This is a genomic window from Thalassospira sp. A40-3 (assembly GCF_015871485.1).
GTDB lineage: Bacteria > Pseudomonadota > Alphaproteobacteria > Rhodospirillales > Thalassospiraceae > Thalassospira > Thalassospira tepidiphila.
Window position 1 is genome coordinate 1,617,237 of the sequence record NZ_CP065428.1, and the last position, 22,374, is coordinate 1,639,610.

The window sequence follows — 22,374 nt, forward strand, 5'->3', positions numbered from 1 at the left end:
GAACTTGTCAGTTTGTATCTATGCACGGGAACCTGTCCGCCACAAGCCCGCCAGTAAAGCGCTGTTTTTAGTATGGGTTCTCTTTGCCGTACTTAACTGCCTGACTAAAGCGTAAAGCGAGTGCTCGTTGTTGTTCACTTTGTGACTTTTCCAGCCGCTTCGATGCCTCAATGAAGATGTTTGAGCCGCCGAGCATTTCTAAAGTATCTGGTCTAACTAGGTCGAAAGTTCCGTTGCTTGTGAAACTTTTTCCAATCAATGATTCCAGTATTATTCCTGCATGTTCGTCTGATTTTAAATTTTCTAGCAAGAATGGATTAAGTTCGTTTGTACTGTTTGTTCCCCACCAGAACCACATTACATGACGGAACGAAATCTGTTTGATGAGCATTCCGTTTTTCTGCAGTAATTTTATCTTCTTGTGTAACAATTCCCTTAGTGTTGTTCCTTGGGACGAACTAAGGTTGCTTGATCCAGTGTAGCCTTCGCTCCTGAGGTCACCACAAAGGCTGCGTACTAGATCGCAGGCGAAAGATATATCGATGCTGATGTTAATTATTTTTTGCAAAATTTGAAATTGTTCTTCTCGTTGTAGTTTTGCTAAACCATTTTCAAATGATTGTTTTACTAGGTCTTCAGAATTTGAAAGAAGAGCCGATGTTCTTCCAGCGCTGTTTTTCATCAGAAATTCCGATGTCTCTTTCAATTCTATCGCCCACTCTATAGTTAATGGAAGATCGTTACCAAAGAACTGGGTAGCTATTGTTTGGAGTAGGGCTCTGCATTTCTCAGGAAGCGCTCCTCCTTTCGTAATGTGTTCGACAGCTTTGACGAAAGTTCCGTTAGGTGGTGTATCCGGTGAGATGGTTTTGAGGATTTCACTAGGTATTGGTGAAATATCAGGGTCCAGGTTGAAGTAGTTTTCTCTTGCATTTTCGGCAGAGAAAACAAGTGCTCTATCGCGGAAGCTCTTAGGCGGTTTCTGTGTAATATACTTAGAGGCGGCTTTAAGGTCTGGCATTAAGAGCGCTAGTGCTTGTTCAACTGCACCTTTATTGTTTGCCCGCTCGACTGAAGATACCAAGCTATCTTGTGCATCTTCTCCCACCGTAAGGCGATTTATTTTGAAGATGTACTTTTTTAGTTCACTGTAAACATTAGGCTCAAATGTTTCGAGTGTTGTTATAAGAAGAAGGTCATTGTGTTCTGTGATTTCGTGTATCGAAGAAAAAGAAACAGCGAAGTTGTTTAATAACCTTACAGCATCTCTCGGTGTATGTAGGTAAATCTGAATGGCATATAACCAGCTTGTCGAAAGGCGGTCGGGATCTGACGGCACATTCTTGTCTTCTAGTATCGCCAGTAATCTTCTTTCGAAAAAATTAGATAATTGTTCGTTGCTTGGAGTAGGTAGTTCCTTGGAATATTGAATTATTTTCTCTAGGAACTTGTGGCCGGAATTATCTGTGTCCCCATAAACTGACTTCGAGAGTATTTTTCCTAACTCTTCTCTGTCGTAAGATAATAAATAGAATACGCGGGGAAGATTGGCTACGCCTTTTAGGGCTCCGATAAGCTCGGAAACCTCTTCAGGTGTCAATCTATCTAGATCGTCTATTACTACAACAATTCTCTTTTCTGAATTGTTGCTGGAAATGAGCAAATTACTTAGTTCTTTTTTTAGATCAATTAGTCCTCTTTCTTGAGATGAGAAGATGAAACGAGAAATTTTTCCAAGAACTTTCCCCAACCCAAAATCATACCCAGTGGCAGAGGCTATCTGACAGAATTGATCAAAGTAAGATGTGAATTTCTTCTGCGTTTTTTGATCAAAGCTCTTTTTTATCGAATTTCCAATTTCGTGAAGCAACGATGTCGTTACTTCCGATCTGTTCCTTAGTGCCCATGGTGAGAAATTAATTATACTAATATCTCGATTTTTTTGTTCATGGTGGAGTGACATCATATAGTCAAACACGGGATCTATCATTTTTTCTGGAATGGAATACTCTTCCAATTCGGCTTTGATGGCCTTGTGCGGGCGTTTGTATGAATTAAAGTTATTATTTTCTAGATCGTCTAAGCGCGGTTTGTACCTCAGAAACTCTCTATGAATTTCATCAAATTCTAATTCTGTTGGAGGTGTTCGTGAATATAGTGTCTCGTATGCTTTTCTAACTGCTATTTGACGGACGTAGTGGAGCACAAAGTTAATTGTTGTTGATTTACCTGCACCCCAAGAACCTGTAATGGCAGCTACAAATCCGCCATTTGAAATGTTCGCGTCAGTCAACGCTTTTGCTAGGCTTTCAGCAAATGCGAGACGATTAAACTCATCTTCATGTACGTCTGATATTGGAATATCTGAACCAAGCATGTTTTTTACCTAGTTTGTAGACTCTGAAAAGGCGTAGCACCCACTCAACAAATATCCCCCAGTAGGTGCTTCCCAATCAACCATTTCGCCAAGGCAGTAGGTGCTTGGGCGTTTGATGAGTTGGAAGTTCTCGTCGAGTTCTTCCCATGCGACACCGCCTGCGGTGCTGATGGCCTCGTCCAGTGGACGGGGCTTTTTGATCTTCAGGGTCAGGTTTTTGATGGTTGTGGCGAGGGCTGTCGGGTCGTTCAGGGTTTCGCGCGGGGTGACTTCGAAAATCAGCGCTGTTTTGGTGGCATCAAGGCCGAGCGTTTTGCGCAGGTGATTGCCCAGTGAGTTTTTGCCGCGTGGCTTTGACAGGCGGTTGGTGACGTCATCAAGTGTGCGGTCGGGGCAGAGGTCGAGTGTGAGCGTGCCAACCCCGGTTTCCAGCCACTGATCGCGCAGCGTTGCCGAAATGGCGTAAACGGCACTTCCTTCGATCCCGGTTTTGGAAATGACGAATTCGCCCCGCACGGATTGGTCGCCACAGGTCAGTGTCACGGCCTTGACCGGGGAGCCAGCGCATTTGTCGATCAGGTGGTCGGTCCAGTCGAGTTCAAAGCCGCAATTGGCGGGTTTGAACGGGTTGCACTTGATCCCGGCGTTAAGCAGGATTTCCATCCATTTTCCGTCTGATCCCAGTCGTTTCCAACTGCCGCCGCCAAGGGCCAGAATGGTGATGTCGGCGGTGGCGGTAACTTCGCCCTCGGGCGTTTTGAAAACCGCCTGATCAGCGTCGTTCCAGCCGGTCCAGTAATGGCGATACTGGATGGTGCAGCCCAGATCATCAAGCCGCCTAAGCCAAGCGCGCAAAAGCGGGCTTGCCTTCATCGCGGTCGGAAACACCCGGCCTGAGGAGCCGACAAAGGTTTCAACACCCAGCCCCGCACACCATGCGCGGATTTGATTGGGCCCAAATTTGCGCAAATGCGGTTCAAGCCGTGCGCGCGATGTGCCATAGCGGGTCAGAAAGGTTTCAAGATCTTCGCTATGCGTGATGTTGAGCCCCGACTTCCCGGCCATGAGCAACTTGCGCCCGGCACTTGGCATGCCCTCAAAAATCGTGACCGTGTAGCCATCACCGGCCAGCCGTTCGGCCGCCATCAGGCCGGCCGGTCCGGCACCGATCACCATGGCGGTTTTGCCATTCGGGGCAGGGCGGGCGTGCGGCGCATTCGGTGTTGGGCTTGACATGTGCGGCCTTTGGTGCGGGTTGATATCGGCTGGTTTTAGCGGCTTTGGGGCCTATTGGCAATTTGTCCAGCTTCAGGTGGTCAGATACAGGAGGGTTCGTGATGCTTGACCGCACCGGGCGGGCTGTTTACCACTGCCATCTTGTAACGCCACCACCAGCCCATCAGGACCACAACCATGATTACCGGAACATGGCACACGCCAACGGATGAAGAACTTCTGCGCATTCGCGACATGATGGAAGATGCGCAGTTTTATGACGCGATTGCGCGTGTGCCAGATGACGCCCTGAGCGCGGCACTGGCGGGATCAAAGGACACGGCACTTTGGGTGTTTCGCGTTGATCAGAAGGCGGTTGCCTATGTCTATATGACCGAGATGGCGACACACCTGCCCAAGGTCGATGAGTTTGGCGTGTTTGAACGCGGTCAGGGCTTTGGCAAGGCAGCGTTATCATGCTTAGCTTCCAAAATTGCCGAAACGCCCGACTATGAAAAGCTGTGGCTGAATGTTGTGGATGGCAATGACAACGCATTAAACCTGTATCGCAAGGTCGGGTTTGGCGAGGAAAAGTTTATTGCCAAGGGCTGGAAAACCCGGTCTGGCCGGGTGGTGGATCAGGTGCGCATGTGGCTGACCCTTGATACGTTGCGAGGCCAGGCTTCCTGACGCTGAGAGCTTATCGATTATCAGTGCGAAACCGGGCCGGGGATACCCCGGCCTTTTTGGTAAAGAAGCGCGAAAAATATCCGGCATCGCGAAAGCCCAGACTATCTCCGATCTGTTGAATGGCGATGTCGGTATAGATCAGGGTCCGCTTGGCTTCCAGCATCAGGCGGTTTTGCACCACCTCACTTGCGGTCATGCCGTAGATGTCCTTGGCGATGCGATTAAGCTGGGTGGTGGTGACGCCGATTTCGCGGGCATAGAAATCAAGCGACTTGTGCTGCTTGTAAAAGGTTTCAACCAGCGCCTGAAACTTGCGGAATTTTTCGGCCTTTTGTTCCTGTCGCGACAGGCGCGCGGAATGGTCCTGCGGCACGGTGCGTCCGATGCCAAGCAACAGCAATCCGAGAATATGACGAAGCGCAAACAGCCGCCCGGTATTGTGGCTGTAATACTCTGTGACCAGTTGCGATATCAGGAAATCGGTCGGGCTGTTGGCATCGCCAGAGGATGACCGCGTATCAACGCAAATCGCCTGATCGAGCCGGGCGAGGAGTTTTGGCGCGGGGCTTAGAATTTCCTGCAGGTGATAGTCGGTCAGTGAAATCACCCAGCCATCAATATCATCGCTGAATTTAAAGCCATGCACGGTGCCGGGCGGGACTGTGATCAGTTGTCCTGCCTGCATGGTCAGATGTTGGTCATCAAAGCTGATTTCGGCCTGCCCACGGGTGATGTACAGCAGCTGAAACAGGTTGGTATGGCGGTGCGGTTTGATGTGCAGATCATGCAGGCGCGATCGTTCCGGGATGCTTTCCAGATGGAAGAATTCCGGCTCTGTAATCGGTTGCGGATCGGATGCAGGGATATTTTCCAGATCATAGCCATCACGTGCGCGGGGGCGGGTTACCGCATCGCGTTCGCCATAAAGCTTATAAATCGGGATGGTGTTGCGCATGAATGCCTTGATCTCGGGGCGCCGGATAGGGGATTGGTTTGCGTCAGTTTAGCGTGTTTTGGGACCAACCAAAAGAAAAGCCCGCCAAGATGACGGGCGGGCTTTTCCGAGTTCTGTTAGCGTCGCTAATTGCCAAGCAGTGTTGGCACAAACAAGGTTAATATCGGCGCAAAGATCAGAAGCAGAATACGGATGATCTCCGCGCCAAAGAACGGCATCACACCGCGGAAGGTCTGGCTCATCGGGACACCCTTGGCGAGTGCGTTGATGATAAATACATTCAGCCCCACAGGTGGCGTAATCAGCCCCAATTCCACGACAATGAGTGCGAGGATCCCGAACCAGATCTTCAGATCCTCGGTCCCCATGCCATAGGCCGCGGTTGCCGCCGTCGCCCAGTCGCCGCCATTGATGTCAACAAGGGCCGGCCAGAAGAACGGGATGACCACGACAATCATCGACAGGCTTTCCATGAAGCAGCCCAGCAGGATCAGGGCAAGCAACATCAAGACCATGACAAGCCACGGATCAAAGCCGCTGGTGGCGGCGGCTTCGGCCATATAGGCCGGAAGGTTGGCACGGCTAAAGAAGCCCTTGAGGATTTCCGCACCGAGCAGGATGAAGAAAATCATCGAGGATGTGATGGCGGTGTCTTTAAGCGACTGGCGCAGACCTTTCCAGGTCAGGCCACCTTTGCCGCGAATGCGCATATAGACGCCGTAAACCAGAATGGCGAACACGCCCACACCGGCCGCCGGTGTCGGGGTAAACAGACCGGCACCGAGCCCCAGAATGATCGAGCCAAAGATCACCATCACCGGGATCAGGCGCAGCAGGGCTTCCTTGCGTTCAGCGGCGGGCATCGGTTCGGGTTTCGGGGCCAGTGACGGGTTCAGGCGCACCTGAATGGCAATCACCGCCATAAAGAACAGAACCGCAATCAGACCGGGAATGATGGCCGCCTGAAACATCTGAATGATCGATGCCTCAACCGTCACGGCATAAATCACCAGCGCCACCGATGGCGGGATCAGAATGCCAAGCGTCCCACCCGCAGCCAGCGTACCGGTTGCCAGACGCGGGGAGTATTTCAGGCGATCAAGTTCGGGCAGGGCGACCTTGCCCATGGTTGATGCGGTCGCAAGCGACGACCCGCATACCGCGCCAAAACCGGCACACGCCCCGATGGCAGCCATGGCAACGCCGCCACGGAAGCGACCCAGCATCGCATTGACACCCTGAAACAGATCGCGCGACAGGTTGGCCTGACTTGCCAGATACCCCATCAGAACAAACAGTGGCACGACCGAAAGTTCGTAGTTCGACACAATCCCGTAAAACAGGGATTTGAACTGCTGCAGATAGGGATCAAAACGCAGGAACGGGAAAAACAGGCTGAGCACATAGTTGCCGCCAATGCCGACACCCACCATGGCAAGGCCGACGGGCACACGCAGTGCCAGGATCACAAAGAGAAGGGCAAGGCCACCAAGGCCGATCAATTCACGTTCAGACATCGGCCTCTCTCTCGAAAATCTGGTTTCCGGCAATTGCCGCCCACAGGAACATTGCAATGATGCCCGGGACATAGAACGGCCAGATCGGCCAGCCCAAAATTGCCGAAAGGGTATTGTCGCTGCGCACTTCAATCAGGCCATTGACCATCATATACCCCAGGAACAGGGCGAGTGCGGTCATCAGAACGGACGACAGGGTATCGACCATCCGCGCAAACCAGTCGGGAAACATCTTGATGAAAACGTCCACCGCGACATGGCCGCGATGTGCCTGACAATAGGGGAAAAACATCAACGCCGCCGAACTGACGATCATGCTGACAAAGTCCTCATAGCCGATAATGGCCGGGACATTGGCATCAAACAGCCGGGCGATCTTGTCGAGACCAAAGGCGGTGACGTTGACAATCGTCACAATCGAGATCAGCAGGGCAAGCATGCCACCGGCAACAGCAAGCCACGAAGCGGCCTTGTAGAGCACGTTTTTCATATCTCTAACATTCTTGCGGGAACAGAGGGTCACGTATCAGGTGTCTCCATGATACGTGACCCCACAAGATTTACCAGCAACGTCGGGATGTTACTTGGTGTGGCTCTGAACAGCGGCCTTGGCATCTTCGACAAGTTTCGCGCCATCGATGCCGTTGGATTTGGCTTCTTCGATCCAGCGATCAACGACCGATGCAGACGCATCGTCAAAGGTTGCCTTTTCGGCAGCGGTGATCTGAACGACCTGGCCTTTGCCTTCGTTGACCATACGCTTGCCGACTTCTTCAACGCCGTTAAACACGTCACCGATTTCAGCAGCAAAATCACGGCCAGAGTTACGGTCGATGATTTCTTTCAGGTCATCGGGCAGGCTCTCATACCGGTCCTTGTTCATTGCAAACAGGAAGGTCGAGGTACCAAAGCGTGAATTTACGCCTTCGCCTTCAACAGAATAGGAAATCAGTTCAGCCAGTTTCAGCGGCGGCACAACTTCGAACGGCACCAGGCCGCCATCAACCACGCCAAGCGACATGGCCTGCGGCAGGGCCGGAACCGGCATGCCAACGGGCTCTGCACCCCAGGATTCAATCACCCAGGAACCGGTACGGGTCGGGGTACGCAGCTTCAGACCCTTGACGTCATCAACCGTGCGGACTTCCTTGCTGGTCAGGTGGATGGCCTGACCGGCATGCACGTGAACGGCAAGCGGGTGAATGTCGGTAAGGTCTTCGGCATATTCATCACGAAGATCCCACATCGCAAGGTTGGTTGCGCGTGCATCGCCAAGGTGAACACCCGGAAGTTCAAACACTTCAAGGCGCGGGAATACGCCCGGGGTATAACCCGGAAGGGTCCAGACGATGTCGGCAACGCCGTCACGGACCTGACGATACAGTTCGGGCGGGTTACCACCCAGCGACATGGACGGGAAGATTTCAAACTTGATACGGCCGTTTGATTCTTCTTCGATTTTCTTGGCCCACGGTTCGATCATTTTCGACTGGGCCGGTGCTTTCGGACCCAGGAAATGGTGGACGGTCAGGGTAACTTCCTGTGCCTGTGCGCCGAACGACACCATGGTCGCGACAGCAGCACCGGCAAGCATTTTGGTGATCTGTTTCATTCTCTTCCTCCTTTGAACGTCTTGTCGCGTTCATTGCGCTGACAAACGTTCAGCCACGATGCGCATCTAGCGTGCGAAGTTTTCCAAGAGTTCTTTTTGTTATTGTTTTTGTTCTTCTTTTTATCACATGACTTGCGTTTGGCGCATTTCAGCCATGTCGAATTAAAGGCAATCTAATCGGTACGTGATGGTTATGTATAATGATATGTAAGCACATATCCATAACCAAATGATTATCCTTTCGCCCCTGCCTGTGCGCTGTGATGACGTTGTGCTTCTTCGCGCACAGCATTGATCAACATTTCAACCGGCGGCGAAATTGGCGAATCAATTCTGGTCGTCAGGCCAACGGGACCAAAGGTATCGCTGGTATCGATCGGCAGTTCGACCAGATGCCCTTCGGCAATGTCGGATGCCACAGCCCCGTTCGAAATGATCCAGATCGCATCGGTTTCGCGCGTAAAAGCACGCCCGAAAGATGTCGAAACGGTTTCGATACGGTCGGGGATGGCACCAATGCCATGCGCAATCAGCATCTTGTCGACCGTGGGGTGAATAATCGCATGTTTGGGCGGCACCAGAACGGTGAATTCGCGAATGCGGGTAATGTCCGGGTTCTTGTCGGCCAGCAACGGATGGCCCGGCCGCGCCACCAGCGAAATGTGCTCGGAATATAAATGTATGAACGACAATCCCGACATCTGATCGGGTTCGGCCAGTCGCCCGACCACCAGATCAAGTTCACCCACGCGTAATTGCCCCATCAACATCACGTTCGGACCGGCCACGACCTTGACCGTGGTATCGGGGCTGAGTGTTTTGAAATGCCGGATGGCATTGGGCATCACGCTGGCGGCAACTGTTGGCAGAACCCCAAGATTGATCGACAGCCCGCCCTGCATGCGCACCTGACTGATGCTGTCGACACCTTGGCGAAGCGCCGTAACACTTGCCCCGGCATAGCGCAGGAAAACCTTGCCGAAATCGGTCAGGGTGACGCCGCGCTTTGATCGGTCAAACAGCCGCGCATCAAGATGTTCTTCCAACTCGCGAATGGTTTTGGAAACAGCGGGTTGGGTGATCGAAAGCGTATCGGCGGCCTTGACGACACTGCGTTGGCGCGCGACCTCAAGAAAGCAGGTCAGATGGCGGAATTTAATGCGTTGATCAAGCATGGGTGCCCTATACATCAACAGTTTAGAATGTTCTTATGGCTGGTTCATGCATAATTATATAGTTATGCAAATTACGCAATTCCTCATTTTACATAACCAAAACCATCTGCGAATGTGAGGACAAACAAGCAGGGTGGAAACGATAATGAGTCTGCAAGTCGCCCCGGTCAACGGGACACACATTCATTACAGCCAGTCAGGCCCGAAAAACGGCCCGGCACTGGTCTTTGCAAATTCTCTGGGGACGGATCATCGCATCTGGGATGATGTCGTTGATGCGCTTTCCTCAACGTTCAACATCGTGACCTATGACAAACGCGGGCATGGCCTGTCGGGTATTGGTGATGCGCCTTATGACGTCGCGCTGCATGCCAATGATCTGATCGGGTTGCTTGATTACCTTGGCCTTGATCAGGTGATCATTTGCGGTCTGTCTGTTGGCGGTCTGATCGCCCAGAAAGTCACCGAACTGGTACCAAACCGTGTGCGGGGTCTGATCCTGTGCGATACCGCCGCCAAGCTTGGCGATTATGACAGCTGGAACACCCGGATCGAGGCGATCAAGGCGGGCGGGATTGCGTCCATGGGCGATGCGATCATGGAACGCTGGCTGTCGTCGACCTTCCGCAAGGAACGGGTTCTCGAAACCGCGATGTATCGCGACATGCTGGTGCGCACCACGGTTGAGGGTTACGTCGGGACCTGTATTGCGCTGCGCGATGGTGATCTGCGCGATGCGGCGGGAAAAATTGCTGTGCCGACATTATGTATCTGTGGATCGGAAGATCTGGCAACGCCGCCCGATGTGGTGCGCGCCATGGCATCAATGATCCTCAATGCCGAATTCGAATTGATTGACGGGGTCGGGCATCTGCCATGCATCGAAACCCCGGAATTGCTGACCCGGTTGATCGACCGATTTACCAAGGAGAAGAACCTTGTCTGAGAGCCGGTATGACGTTGGCATGAAAACCCGCCGTTCCGTTCTGGGCGATGCACATGTGGATCGCGCCACCCAAAAAATTACGGAAATCGACGAAGGTTTTCAGCGCTATATCACCGAGAATGTCTGGAATGGTGTCTGGACAAGCGATGCCTTCACCAAGCGTGAACGCTCCATCGTGACCATCGCGCTGCTTGCGGGGCTTGGCCACGAAGAAGAACTTGCGATGCATATTCGCGCAACGCTGAATACCGGGGCAACGCGCGACGATATCCGTGAAACCCTGATGCATGTTGCGGTTTATGCCGGCGTTCCTGCCGCCAATACGGCCTTCCGCATTGCCAAACAAACCTATGCCGAGATCGACGCGGCATCAAAGGGAGAGTAAGCCTCATGTCCACCTTCAAGCCGCGTGACTGGGGCTCCCACGCCCCCTATATCGCACCCGGTTACAAATCGACCCTGTTGCGTGGTCCGACCCAGGCACCGCTTGCGATCAAATCGGGTGTGAGCGAGGGCACCGGCCCGCGCTTTGCCCCGGCAAGCGTGCGTGAGCTTGATTTCGATCTGACCAAAAACGGTGTCGTCAATGGCGAGCCGCTTGGCGAACGTATTGTCGTGCATGGTCGGGTGATGGATACCGATGGTCGTCCGCAGCCCAATATCCTGGTCGAGGTCTGGCAGGCGAACGCAGCAGGCCGTTACGTGCACAAGGTCGATCAGCATGACGCGCCGCTGGACCCGAACTTCCGCGGGTCGGGGCGTTGCTTTACCGATGATCAGGGCAACTACAAATTCTATACCATCAAGCCGGGCGCTTATCCGTGGGGCAACCATTTCAATGCGTGGCGTCCGAACCATATCCACCTGTCGTTGTTTGGTCCGGGCTTTGCCACCCGTCTTGTGACCCAGATGTACTTCCCGGGTGATCCGCTGCTTGATCTTGATCCGATTTTCCTTGGCACCGAGGACGCAGCCGCCCGTGAACGCCTGATTGCCAAATTTTCGATCGACAAGACCGAGGAGGGCTTCGCCCTTGGTTATCAGTTCGACATTGTCCTGCGTGGACGCAACGGCACCCCGATGGAGAATTAAGTCATGGCTTATGGTGAAACCCCCTCACAGACGGTTGGTCCGTATTTCGCCTATGGCTTGACCGCAGGCCAGTACGCATACGACTTTACCGACATCGCCGATCCGACCGTTGCCGGCCCGGATGCCAAGGGCGAACATATCCGCATCATCGGTACCGTCTTTGATGGCGATGGCAACCCGGTCAATGATGCGATGATCGAAATCTGGCAGGCCGATGCCGACGGTCATTACAACGAAAAGCCGATTGATGTGTCCGAGACCGGTTTCCGCGGGCTTGGCCGTTGCGGCACCGGCACGGATGCCAAGCTGCGCTTTTGGTTTGACACGGTAAAGCCGGGTGTCGTTGCCGACGCCGGGGCGCCGTTTGTCAACGTCATCGTCTTTATGCGCGGCATGCTGGTTCACGCCTTTACCCGTTTTTATTTCGACGATGAGGCGGAACGGAATGCCAAGGACCCTGTTTTGCAGTCGGTGCCAGCGGATCGTCGCGACACCCTGATTGCCAAGCGTGTCGAAACCCCGACGGGGATTGAATACCGGATCGATATTCACATGCAGGGGAATGCTGAAACCGTGTTCTTCGACGTGTAAGTCGATCTGGCCCGATGGCTGCGTCCGCTGCTTTGGGGAAAGCCGGCGGTCGCAGCCATCGACCTGAATTTCCTGCACTACCGGGGCAACTGCCCCGCGTTTCTAATGTTTTGGATTGATGCCACAGGAGTTTTGCCGTGGTTGCACGTTTCATGTCGCTTAAAGAAGCAGTCGCATCCTGCGTTAAGGATGGCGACACCATCTCGATGGAAGGCTTTACCCATCTGATCCCGCATGCCGCAGGGCACGAGATTATCCGTCAGGGCATCAAGAACCTGACCTTGGTCCGCATGACGCCCGATGTGATCTATGATCAGTTGATCGGGGCCGGTTGTGCCAAGAAACTGATCTTTTCCTGGGGCGGTAACCCTGGTGTTGGCTCGCTGCATCGTCTGCGCGATGCCTATGAAAAAAGCTGGCCGACCAAGCTTGAGATCGAAGAACACAGCCACGCAGCGATGGCCAATGCCTATGACGCCGGTGCTGCTGGCCTGCCTTGTGCGGTGTTCAAGGGCTATCGCGGGGCGGAGCTGCCGCGTGTGAACCCGAACATCAAGTTCATCGAATGCCCATTCACCGGTGAAAGCCTGGCGGCTGTTCCGGCGATCCGCCCGGACGTCACTGTGGTGCATGCCCAGAAAGCCAACAAAAAGGGCGACGTCCTGTTTGAAGGCATTGTCGGTGTGCAGAAAGAAGCCGTTCTGGCCGCGAAAAAATCCATCATCACCGTCGAAGAGATCGTCGATGATTTCGGTGATATTTCACCCAACGCCGTCATGCTGCCGAACTGGGCGGTGACTGCGATTGTTGAAGTGCCGGGTGGGGCGCATCCGTCCTACGCCCAAGGATATTATAAGCGCGACAACGCGTTCTATAAGGCATGGGACCCGATTGCACGTGATCGTGAAACGTTCCAGGCCTGGCTCGAAGAGCATGTCATTAATGGCGGTCCCGAAGATTTCGCGGCCAAGCGTGAAGCAAACAAAGGCTAAGCGGAGGAAAAATCATGGTTGAATATACCCCGACTGAAATGATGACGGTATCCGCCGCACGCGCGCTTAAAAACGACGATGTGTGCTTTGTTGGCATCGGGATGCCGTCGGCCGCGTGCAACTTGGCACGCCTGACCCATGCACCCGACATTACGCTTATTTATGAAAGCGGCACGATTGGCACCAAGCCGGATGTCCTGCCGCTGTCGATTGGTGATGGTGAGTTGTGCGAAACCGCGGTGAACACCGTCGCCGTGCCGGAAATGTTCCGTTACTGGCTTCAGGGTGGCAAGATTTCGGTTGGCTTCCTTGGTGCGGCCCAGCTTGATAAGTATGGCAACATCAACACCACCGTGATCGGTGATTACGACAACCCCAAAGTCCGCCTGCCGGGCGGTGGTGGTGCGCCGGAAATCGCGACCAGCTGTGGCGAAGTCTTTTTGGTGATGAAGCAAAGCAAGCGTGGCTTCGTTGAAAAGATCGATTTCGTGACATCGCTTGGTCACGGCAAGGGGGGCAATGATCGTGCATCTTACGGCGTTGATACCAAGGGTCCGTCGCGTCTGATCACGGATCTTTGCATCATGGAACCGCATCCGGTGGGCAAGCAATTCGTTGTGACCTCGATCCATCCGGGCGTAACCCGCGAAGAAATCATCGAAAATACCGGTTGGGATGTTGAGTTTGCCGACGAAGTCGCGGAAACTGCGATCCCGTCCGAGAAAGAATTGCAGGTTCTGCGTGAACTGCATGCTCGTACCGCCAGGGCCCATGGGGACCAGCAGTAAGAGCAATAATAAGGATCTTAGAAATGGCTGACGCATATATTTGCGATTATATCCGCACCCCGATTGGCCGCTTTGGCGGCAGCCTGTCGCAGGTGCGCGCCGATGATCTTGGCGCTGTTCCGCTTAAGGCGCTGATCGACCGCAATCCGGATCTGGATTTTGCCGCTGTTGACGATGTCATCTTTGGCTGTGCCAACCAGGCTGGTGAAGACAACCGCAACGTTGCGCGTATGTCTTCGCTTTTGGCAGGGCTGCCGGAAACAGTGACCGGAACCACGGTCAACCGTCTGTGCGGTTCGGGCATGGATGCGATCATTATGGCCGCCCGTGCCATCAAATCGGGCGAAGCCGATCTGATGATTGCCGGTGGCGTTGAAAGCATGTCACGTGCGCCGTTTGTCATGCCAAAGGCGACGTCGGCATTTTCGCGGAATGCAGAGATCTATGACACCACCATCGGCTGGCGGTTCGTAAACCCGGTGATGAAGAAACAGTACGGCGTGGATTCCATGCCCGAAACCGGCGAAAACGTTGCCGAGGATTTCAATATTTCGCGTGAAGATCAGGACACCTTTGCCGCCCGTTCGCAGGACAAGGCGGTCGCCGCACAGGAAAATGGTAATCTGGGCGAGGAAATCACCCCGGTGACCATCCCACAGCGTAAAGGCGATGCCATTGTTGTGGACAAGGATGAACATCCGCGTCCGGGCACCACGGCTGAAAAACTTGCCAAATTGCCGACCCCGTTCCGCGAAGGCGGTTCGGTCACGGCCGGTAACGCATCGGGTGTCAATGACGGGGCCGCGGCCCTGATCATCGCATCGGAGGCAGCGGTCAAGAAATACGGCCTGACCCCGATTGCACGGGTTGTTGGTGGTGCGACTGCGGGTGTTGCACCACGCATCATGGGCTTTGGCCCGGCACCGGCATCGAAAAAACTTCTCGCACGTCTTGGCTGGTCGACAGAGCAGCTTGACGTGATCGAACTGAACGAAGCCTTTGCTTCACAAGGGCTTGCAACGCTTCGCGATCTTGGTATTGCCGATGACGACGCACGTGTGAACCCGAATGGTGGTGCGATTGCCCTTGGTCATCCGTTGGGTATGTCGGGTGCACGTATCACCGGCACGGCTGCGCTTCAGATGAAGCGTTCTGGTGGCAAGCGGGCGCTGGCAACCATGTGCATTGGTGTCGGTCAGGGTATCGCGATTGCGCTTGAAGCTGTTTAAGGCTGATGGCTGATTGATCTTTGAAAAAGGTGCCCCTGTGCCGGTTGTCGGGCAGGGGCTTCTTTTTGCGTTATTGACCAATATGGTTGCTGGCGCGACACTATCGACTTGATTTCACACCTGTTTGAACGGTGGATGAACCCTGATGAGCGTTTCGCCCTTTGACTCTGCCCTGCTTGGAAATCTGTTTTCCGATCCGGAGATCGCGGCCCTGTTTGATGACCGGGCACAGATTGCATCCATGCTGCTTTTTGAATCGGCCCTTGCCGCGGCCGAAGCGCGCGCAGGTGTGATCCCCGAACAAAGTGCCACCCGCATTGCCGAAGTCTGCCGCGATTTTACGCCCGATCCGGCAAGCCTTGCGGCTGCAACGGCCAGTGCCGGGGTGCCTGTGCCAGCCCTTGTTAAGGCGCTCAAGGCGGAAATTGGCGGTGACGACGCACGCTATGTCCATTTTGGCGCGACCAGCCAGGATGTGGTTGATAGCGCACTTGTCCTGCAGCTGCGCGATGCGGTTGCAATCATTCGTCGCCGCATTCGCAAACTGGCCAAGGCGCTGTCTGTCCATGCCGACACGCATCGCACCACGGTAATGATCGGGCGGACGCGATCCCAGCAGGCTGTACCCACCACCTTTGGTCTCAAGGCTGCCGGATGGCTCGCACCGCTTGTACGGATTGATCACCGGATTGACAGCCTGTCATCGGATTTGCTGCGGATTTCGTTTGGCGGCGCTGCGGGTACATTGGCCTCGATCGGGGTGACGGCCGCAGACGTCGAAAGCAATCTTTCCGAAGAACTTGATCTTCCGCTTGCTGATATGCCCTGGCATGCGCAGCGTGACGTCCTTGTTGATTTCGCAAGCCAGTTAACAGCGTTAACCGGTGCGCTTGGCAAGATGGGGCAGGACTTGGTTCTGCTGGCACAGTCCGAAATTGCCGAGGTTCAGCCGGGCAAGGGCGGCGGGTCATCGACCATGCCGCACAAATCCAATCCGGTGCAGGCGGAAATGCTGGTGACACTGGCACGCTTTAATGCCGGGCTGCTTGGTACCTTTGCCCAGGCGCAACTGCACGATCATGAACGAAGCGGGGCAAGCTGGCTTTTGGAATGGTTGACCTTGCCACAGATCATTACCGCAACCGGTGCGGCACTTGCGCAAGCGGTTGATATGGTGCCGGATCTTAAAATCAATGCGGGCCGCATGGCCGAAAACCTTGAGCTGTCACGCGGGGCGATGTTGGCAGAGGCCGCGACATTTGCGCTGGCCGATCACCTTGGCCGCGATGCCGCGGATAAACTGGTCAAAGATGCCATCGCCAAGTCGGCAGAAAACGCATCGAACCTGTTTGATGAATTGCCAAAACTGACCGACGCCCCGGTGGATTGGGCGCATATCCGTAACCCGGTCAATTACATCGGGCAGTCGGATGTGTTTATTGATCGTGTTTTGGGGGCCGCCAAGCGTGGCTTGCGCGACTAGCGAAAAAGGCTGCCGGATGGCAGCCTTTTTTGTGTGTGATGCAGTGATTTGGTCAGCGCGGTGCGCGCAGGCGCTTTTCAACCGCGTAATTGTGGATAGGGACGCCAGCGACTTCGAAATCGCGACGCTCCACAACGCCAAAGCCCTGTTTAAGCAGGAAGGATTTGGCAAATTCACTGGCCTCGGAGTAAAGCTTGCCGATATCCTGTTTGCGCGCGTGCGCTTCAAGCGCGTCATACAGTTTCGTCACAATACCTTTGCCCGCAAAATCGGGCAGGGCATACAGAAACCCGATATGGCCATCGGCCTCGACATCGCCAAATGCGACAACCTGATCATTGTCATCAACCGCGACAAGACTGAACCGACCATCTGTCATGATTTCGATAAACCGTTCCGGCGTCGGCAGAAGCTTTGCCCACACAGCAACCTGTTCGGGGTTATAGGCGTTGGGGCCAATTTCCGTAACGGAGTGGCGGTAAATCTCGACCAAGGCCTTGGCATCACTGTTCGCAAACGGACGAATTGTGATCATTCTTGTGGTCCCCATGCCGTATCAAAGAACTGACATTCAAGATCGGTTGCGCGTTTGAAATAGGACAGGCATTCGGCGCGGTCTTCCTCTGACAGTGACGGTCCCACTTGATCCAGTTGGGTATTCAGATAGGCAACCACACTTTCAAAATACACCCCGACATGCAGATCAATCCATTCGGCGTACCAGAAATCATCGGGGCGTTTGGCGATGGCCTTGTTAACCCGATCCGCCCAGCCAAGATAGGTGCCCTCGGCAACGGCCAGAACGGCCAGCATATTGGCGTAACTGTTGCTGTCCGTGGCGTCTTTCATAAGCTGCTTGAACGCTGCTGTTGCTGGCCAGTCCGGCATGTTTTCACGTGCCTCGTCAGACACGCCAAGGGCGGCAAAGGATCGTTCGAAATATGTGTTTTCTTCGCCCGTGACCAGGGCAAGGAACTGACACCCCGGAATGCGATCCTTCAGGCTTGGTGCACGCGATACGGCCGCGGCCAACAGGGCAACAAACCGATCAATAAACCGGTGATCCTGAATAAGATAATTTTCAAGATTGGCCTTGGGAAGCGCGGCGTCACCCCAGGCATCGGTAAAGACATGGTGGGTTACCGCACGCCATTGATCCTCACAGGACGCCTTCAGCCAATCTGAAAACAAACCATTCGGATTGGTTTGACGCCATGACGGAAAATCCGGAACGGCCTTTGCGGTGTTGCTCATATCTGCGCGTTTCCTGAGGAGCTTGATATCATTTGGGTTTTGAACTTTTGGCATGGTCGCAACCATTGGGCAAGCCACGAAATAGGGCATCCGCCAAAGTACCGATCCGCATGGAGGCGATTGATAAGTATCAAAGTAATCGATTGGATTATAATGTTATAAATCACTCCATCAGAGCTTTTCCCAAGGAGGAAGTTATGGCGAATGTTGGAACCCTCGACCGTGTTGTCCGTGCGATTGCCGGTGTTGTTTTGCTGGCTATTCCGTTTGTTTCGGCCGCGCCCGAAGGTGGCGGCATGGCCTATGGCGTTTATGGCTGGGTGATGATTGCTGCCGGTGTTGTCATGTTGGCGACTGCGGCACTGCGTTTCTGCCCGCTTTACATGCTGTTTGGCCTGCGGACCTGTCCGCTTTCCAAATAAGGTAATAAACGGCGTTTGAAACCGGAATATTCCGTTCGATCTGTTGTTGTTTGAACGTTATGCTGGCATCCTGAGCCTGCAGACGTGCTGTCGATGCCCGATCCCTTGGGCGTGACAACCGGCAACGACGAACGGAATATAAAAATGAAACGCCTGAGTGATGAACTGACTGTATCCCCGCAAATGCCGCTTGCTGCGATTGACGAAATCGCTGCGGCCGGTTTCAAAACCATTATTTGCAACCGCCCGGATGGCGAAGATCCCGGGCAACCGTCGTTTTCCGAAGTTGCCGCCAAGGCCGAGGCTGCCGGTATGAAGGCGATCTTCCAGCCCGTCGCAAGTGGCAATGTGTCGGACGCGGATGCGGATGCCTTTGCTGCAAACCTGGCCGCCGCCGAAAAGCCCATCTTTGCTTATTGCCGCAGTGGTACACGCTGCACCATCCTTTGGTCGCTGGCCAATGCCGGGCAGATGCAGGTTGGCGATATCGTCAAGGCCGCGGCGGAGGCCGGATATGATATGGCGCCGTTGGCGCCGCGGATTGCAGCACGCGGCTAAGCTGTTTGAATTTGCAGGTTATGCGGTGCGTTGCTGTGCAAAAAACGCAGTGAGCATCGCATAAATTGCACTATTCCTTTTGTGCGTTTCATGACGATATGTCCGCGCATGCTGTATCTGGCATGGTTTTATCAAGTGGCACCGGTATGACGTCAAACGCAGACCAACTTTCCAACATCAGATTTCGACTGGCAAAGAGCGATGATCTCGACGCCCTGTGCGAGATCGAAAACCGGTCCTTTGAAGTCGACCGACTGACCCGGCGTGCCTTCAAACGTTTCGTCGGCAGTGAGACCGCGCGTCTGACTGTGGCGGAAGCCACCAGGGACGGGGGCGTTGTTGTTGGCTACGCGCTGGTGATTTTTCGTAGCAACGTCGCGCTTGCGCGCCTTTATTCGATGGCGGTGTCACCTGATCAGCGCGGGCAGGGGGTTGGTCGTGCTCTGATTGAACGTGCCGAAGAACTCAGCCTTGATTTTGGCACACCGATCCTGCGCCTTGAAGTCAGCCAGAAAAACAAGGATGCGATCCGGCTTTTCAAGGCAGTCGGATATCGCGAATTTGCACTTTATCCGGATTATTATCCCGATCATTCCAATGCGCTTCGTATGGAAAAGGTATTGGTTCCCAATGCCATGCATTTGCCATCGCCCATCCATTTCTATCACCAGACCCTGCCATTTACCTGTGGTCCGGCGGCCCTGATGATGGCGATGAATGCGCTGGATCACGATATCGAACTTGATCGTAATCTTGAGATTGCATTGTGGCGCGAAGCCACCACGATCTTCATGACATCCGGCCATGGCGGCTGTGGCCCGCTGGGTTTGGCGTTGGCGGCGCACAAGCGCGGCTTTGATGTCGAAGTGCTGAGCAGCCGCGACGGGCCGTTATTCGTTGATACCGTGCGAAAGCCGAAAAACCGCGAAGTGGTCGAGCTGGTGCATTACGACTTTGCCCGTCAGGCACTCGATGCCGGTATTTCGGTCACGACCGGCCCGTTTGGCATTGCCGAGATCGAAGAACGCACCAAACAGGGTAAAATGGCCCTGGTCCTGATCAGCCAATACCGCATTTATGGCGATAAAATCCCGCATTGGGTGGTGGTTTCGGGCTTTGATGACCGGTTTGTCTATGTCAGTGATCCCGATATCGGCGAAGACCATGAACCCTATACCGGCAGCGACTGTCTGTCTGTGCCGATCCTGCGTCACGAGTTTGATCTGATGGCGCGTTATGGCCGCGATAAACTGCAAGCCGCCGTCTTCATTGACAAGAAGGCCGGGTAAAAACCCGGCCTTTTGCGTTTATGGAATGCTGCAGAGGCCCTTATGGGCGTGCGATCTTGCCAAGAAGATGCGCAATGATCCGGCGATACAAATCCATGCCCAGAACCACATCCTCGACCCCGGCATCGATATTCGGGTTGTCATTCACCTCGATCACCATCGGGCCATGCGGCGTTTCCTTGACATCCACGCCATAAAGGCCGTCGCCCATCAAACGTGCCGAGGCAAGGGCAGTGGCAACGATGTCGGCCGGCGCGTCTTCGACCGCAAGGGTTTCAAACCCGCCTTCCTCATAGCTTTTGCCATCATCTTCGTGTTTGACGATCTGCCAGTGGCCCGGTGCCATGAAATAGCGGCTGGCAAAGATGGCTTCACCACCCAAAACACCAATACGCCAGTCAAAGGTGGTTTCGACATATTCCTGAATGACCAGAAGTTCGGAGTTTTTGAACATCTCGGTCGCGACTTCGTTCAGGTGTTCTGGTGACTTCACCTTGCGCACCCCGCGCGAGAAACAGCCATCCGGCACCTTCAAAACCGACGGGAAGGTGAATTGCTTTGCGATGTCGGGAATGCGGCGCTTATCGAAAATCGCACTTTTGGGTGCCGGGATACGGTGTGTGCGCAGCAATTCGGCCAAATAGACCTTGTTGGTACAACGCAGCATCGAGTCCGGATCATCAATCACTGGAATGCCTTCCTTTACCGCGCGTTTGGCAAAGCGATAGGTATGGTGATCAAGGGCCGTGGTTTCGCGGATCAAAAGGGCATCAAATTCCGAAAGATGATGGAAATCCTTTGCGGTAATCAGTTCGGCCTTGGCCCCAAGATCGGATGCGGCCTGCACGAAATTGGCCAGCGCCTCCTTGTCTGACGGGGGCAGGACTTCATCCGGATCATGCAGGATCGCGACAAGGGCAGTCGGCGGGGTGACGTTGCCCTGTTTGCGCACACGCCCACGTAGGTAGGCACGGAGTGCTGCCTCGAACTCGACAAGTTTGTCATCATCAAGCTGACTGATCGACGGGGCTTCGATTTCGCGCAAAATTCTGCGGTCCTGCTTGTTCAGATGCAGGCGCAGGATCGGGCAGCGGAACTGATCAAAGGCGCGTTCGCCGATCTGACGGAACTTCTTGTTGGCGGTCCGCCCGAAATAGACATCGATATGATCCGGGGCCTGATCAGGCGTCTGGCCGGATTTTTCCAATGCCTCGATGATTTGCGGGCTGAGTTCCGCACGTGCAGTTTTCTGAAGCCGTTTCCAGTTCAGATCCAAAAGAACATCGGCCTCGGGAATGACGCGCTCTGCGCGGGCGGCCGCAAGAAGGCTGCAATAGTAACCCCGCGACAGATATTCATAGGACTGGCACAGGTTGATCACGCGCCGGTTCCGCACACCGTGATCAAGTGCGAGATAATCGCGCACCCGCATGACACGTGCGCCAGACACGGCAAAGCGTTGATCTGACAGACGGTCGACCAAAATCAGCGGCGCACCGGTGGCAACAGCCGGGCTGACAGCACTTTCACCGTCATAAAGCGCGTGTTCAAGGCGGATGCCATCACTGCCATCTTCATAATAACCCGGAAGGTCGGCAATCCGGACATAGCCATGACGTTCATATAGATTGCGCGCGGTTTCGTTGGTCACGCGCACTTCAAGGCGCATGCGCGTACATCCCGCGTCCATCGCCAGATTTTCAAGGCCAGCCAAAAGCTGTGTGCCCAAACCCTTGCCGCGCCAGTCTTTTGCAATCGCCAGCGAGTAAATCCGTGCTGTAACGGTATTGGTGCGCAGCAACAGCAAACCATACCCGACAATTTCAGGATGATCGGCATCACCAGCGTCTGCGACAAGAAGGCGCGCACTGGCCTGACGCAGGAACCGCGAGAAGGAGGCACGCGAAATCAGATCGCTTTCGAAATTGCCGCTTTCAAGCGCGCAAAGACCATCAAGGTCGTCGCGCACGGCTGCACGGATGATGACAGTATTGGTCTGGGGCAAAGTCACTGTGCAGCTCTCCTACGATGAGGGTAAATATGTTGCGCTCAACTTCCGGTACGCCCAAAGATCGTTCGTCGCAAGCGCATTTATTGTTCATAGCCATGCCTTTTTTTCATGGATCATGGCACAGGTCACACTCGACCAGCAGGTCTAGGCTCAGGACCTATTAATTTGATTTGAATGG

The 22,374-nt window shown here is 54.2% G+C and carries 22 protein-coding genes; 12 read left to right on the plus strand and 10 right to left on the minus strand.

Annotated elements, in window-relative coordinates:
- Positions 1-67 precede the first annotated feature (67 nt).
- The gene (locus IT893_RS07230; RefSeq protein WP_197147328.1) at positions 68-2,377 is read right to left on the minus strand and encodes a P-loop NTPase fold protein; all 2,310 of its coding nucleotides are present in this window, start codon (positions 2,375-2,377) and stop codon (positions 68-70) included.
- 9 nt (positions 2,378-2,386) lie between these two features.
- A complete protein-coding gene (locus IT893_RS07235; RefSeq protein WP_197147329.1) occupies positions 2,387-3,613 on the minus strand; it encodes a TIGR03862 family flavoprotein in 1,227 nt (408 codons plus the stop codon).
- A gap of 177 nt (positions 3,614-3,790) precedes the next feature.
- On the opposite strand from IT893_RS07235, the gene IT893_RS07240 reads away from it, so the two are divergent.
- Positions 3,791-4,282 carry a GNAT family N-acetyltransferase gene (locus IT893_RS07240; RefSeq protein ID WP_197147330.1) on the plus strand — a complete coding sequence of 164 codons (492 nt, stop codon included), beginning with the start codon at positions 3,791-3,793 and terminating at the stop codon, positions 4,280-4,282.
- Between the two features lie 10 nt (positions 4,283-4,292).
- On the opposite strand, the gene IT893_RS07245 is transcribed toward IT893_RS07240, so the two are convergent.
- The 5 genes from IT893_RS07245 to pcaQ all read right to left on the minus strand — a co-directional run bounded on the left by IT893_RS07245 (position 4,293) and on the right by pcaQ (position 9,541).
- Complete coding sequence (locus IT893_RS07245) at positions 4,293-5,237, minus strand: helix-turn-helix domain-containing protein (RefSeq protein WP_197147331.1); 945 nt, start codon at positions 5,235-5,237, stop codon at positions 4,293-4,295.
- Positions 5,238-5,362: 125 nt separating this feature from the next.
- Entirely contained in the window at positions 5,363-6,754 is a 1,392-nt protein-coding gene (locus IT893_RS07250; protein ID WP_197147332.1) for a TRAP transporter large permease, read from the minus strand.
- Entirely contained in the window at positions 6,747-7,244 is a 498-nt protein-coding gene (locus IT893_RS07255) for a TRAP transporter small permease (protein ID WP_008891901.1), read from the minus strand. Before IT893_RS07255 ends, IT893_RS07250 begins: the two co-directional genes overlap by 8 nt.
- 90 nt (positions 7,245-7,334) lie before the next feature.
- A complete protein-coding gene (locus tag IT893_RS07260) occupies positions 7,335-8,366 on the minus strand; it encodes a TRAP transporter substrate-binding protein (protein ID WP_197147333.1) in 1,032 nt (343 codons plus the stop codon).
- 233 nt (positions 8,367-8,599) lie between these two features.
- On the minus strand, positions 8,600-9,541 hold the full coding sequence (pcaQ, locus tag IT893_RS07265; RefSeq protein WP_008891899.1) for a pca operon transcription factor PcaQ: 942 nt from the start codon (positions 9,539-9,541) through the stop codon (positions 8,600-8,602).
- A 145-nt stretch (positions 9,542-9,686) separates the two neighbouring features.
- On the opposite strand from pcaQ, the gene pcaD reads away from it, so the two are divergent.
- From pcaD to pcaB, 8 genes are all read left to right on the plus strand, one after another.
- Positions 9,687-10,487: a 3-oxoadipate enol-lactonase gene (pcaD, locus tag IT893_RS07270; protein ID WP_197147334.1), complete on the plus strand. Its 801-nt coding sequence runs from the start codon at positions 9,687-9,689 to the stop codon at positions 10,485-10,487.
- On the plus strand, positions 10,480-10,872 hold the full coding sequence (gene pcaC / locus IT893_RS07275) for a 4-carboxymuconolactone decarboxylase (RefSeq protein WP_197147335.1): 393 nt from the start codon (positions 10,480-10,482) through the stop codon (positions 10,870-10,872). The genes pcaD and pcaC overlap by 8 nt, the downstream gene beginning before the upstream one ends.
- Positions 10,873-10,877: 5 nt before the next feature.
- Positions 10,878-11,579, plus strand: a complete 702-nt coding sequence (gene pcaH, locus IT893_RS07280; RefSeq protein ID WP_197147336.1) for a protocatechuate 3,4-dioxygenase subunit beta — start codon at positions 10,878-10,880, stop codon at positions 11,577-11,579.
- Positions 11,580-11,582: 3 nt separating this feature from the next.
- Positions 11,583-12,170 carry a protocatechuate 3,4-dioxygenase subunit alpha gene (pcaG, locus tag IT893_RS07285; RefSeq protein ID WP_197147337.1) on the plus strand — a complete coding sequence of 196 codons (588 nt, stop codon included), beginning with the start codon at positions 11,583-11,585 and terminating at the stop codon, positions 12,168-12,170.
- A 137-nt stretch (positions 12,171-12,307) separates the two neighbouring features.
- The gene (locus IT893_RS07290) at positions 12,308-13,162 is read left to right on the plus strand and encodes a CoA transferase subunit A (RefSeq protein ID WP_008891894.1); all 855 of its coding nucleotides are present in this window, start codon (positions 12,308-12,310) and stop codon (positions 13,160-13,162) included.
- 14 nt (positions 13,163-13,176) lie between these two features.
- Positions 13,177-13,950, plus strand: coding sequence for a CoA-transferase subunit beta (locus IT893_RS07295; protein WP_197147338.1), 774 nt, complete (start codon positions 13,177-13,179; stop codon positions 13,948-13,950).
- A gap of 23 nt (positions 13,951-13,973) precedes the next feature.
- Positions 13,974-15,179, plus strand: coding sequence for a 3-oxoadipyl-CoA thiolase (gene pcaF, locus IT893_RS07300; RefSeq protein WP_008891892.1), 1,206 nt, complete (start codon positions 13,974-13,976; stop codon positions 15,177-15,179).
- A gap of 145 nt (positions 15,180-15,324) precedes the next feature.
- Positions 15,325-16,662: a 3-carboxy-cis,cis-muconate cycloisomerase gene (gene pcaB, locus IT893_RS07305; protein WP_197147339.1), complete on the plus strand. Its 1,338-nt coding sequence runs from the start codon at positions 15,325-15,327 to the stop codon at positions 16,660-16,662.
- Positions 16,663-16,714: 52 nt separating this feature from the next.
- On the opposite strand, the gene IT893_RS07310 is transcribed toward pcaB, so the two are convergent.
- Entirely contained in the window at positions 16,715-17,197 is a 483-nt protein-coding gene (locus IT893_RS07310; protein WP_064782040.1) for a GNAT family N-acetyltransferase, read from the minus strand.
- A complete protein-coding gene (locus tag IT893_RS07315; RefSeq protein WP_197147340.1) occupies positions 17,194-17,916 on the minus strand; it encodes a TenA family protein in 723 nt (240 codons plus the stop codon). Before IT893_RS07315 ends, IT893_RS07310 begins: the two co-directional genes overlap by 4 nt.
- A 197-nt stretch (positions 17,917-18,113) precedes the next feature.
- Between IT893_RS07315 and IT893_RS07320 the strand changes: the two genes are divergently transcribed.
- The 3 genes from IT893_RS07320 to IT893_RS07330 all read left to right on the plus strand — a co-directional run bounded on the left by IT893_RS07320 (position 18,114) and on the right by IT893_RS07330 (position 20,185).
- Positions 18,114-18,338 (plus strand): DUF2892 domain-containing protein, encoded by a 225-nt coding sequence (locus tag IT893_RS07320; protein WP_120225922.1) that lies wholly within the window; start codon positions 18,114-18,116, stop codon positions 18,336-18,338.
- Between the two features lie 144 nt (positions 18,339-18,482).
- Positions 18,483-18,896: a TIGR01244 family sulfur transferase gene (locus IT893_RS07325; protein ID WP_008891887.1), complete on the plus strand. Its 414-nt coding sequence runs from the start codon at positions 18,483-18,485 to the stop codon at positions 18,894-18,896.
- Between the two features lie 146 nt (positions 18,897-19,042).
- Positions 19,043-20,185 (plus strand): peptidase C39 family protein, encoded by a 1,143-nt coding sequence (locus IT893_RS07330; RefSeq protein WP_252724106.1) that lies wholly within the window; start codon positions 19,043-19,045, stop codon positions 20,183-20,185.
- A 40-nt stretch (positions 20,186-20,225) separates the two neighbouring features.
- On the opposite strand, the gene IT893_RS07335 is transcribed toward IT893_RS07330, so the two are convergent.
- Positions 20,226-22,196 (minus strand): GNAT family N-acetyltransferase, encoded by a 1,971-nt coding sequence (locus IT893_RS07335; RefSeq protein ID WP_197147342.1) that lies wholly within the window; start codon positions 22,194-22,196, stop codon positions 20,226-20,228.
- Positions 22,197-22,374: the final 178 nt, after the last annotated feature.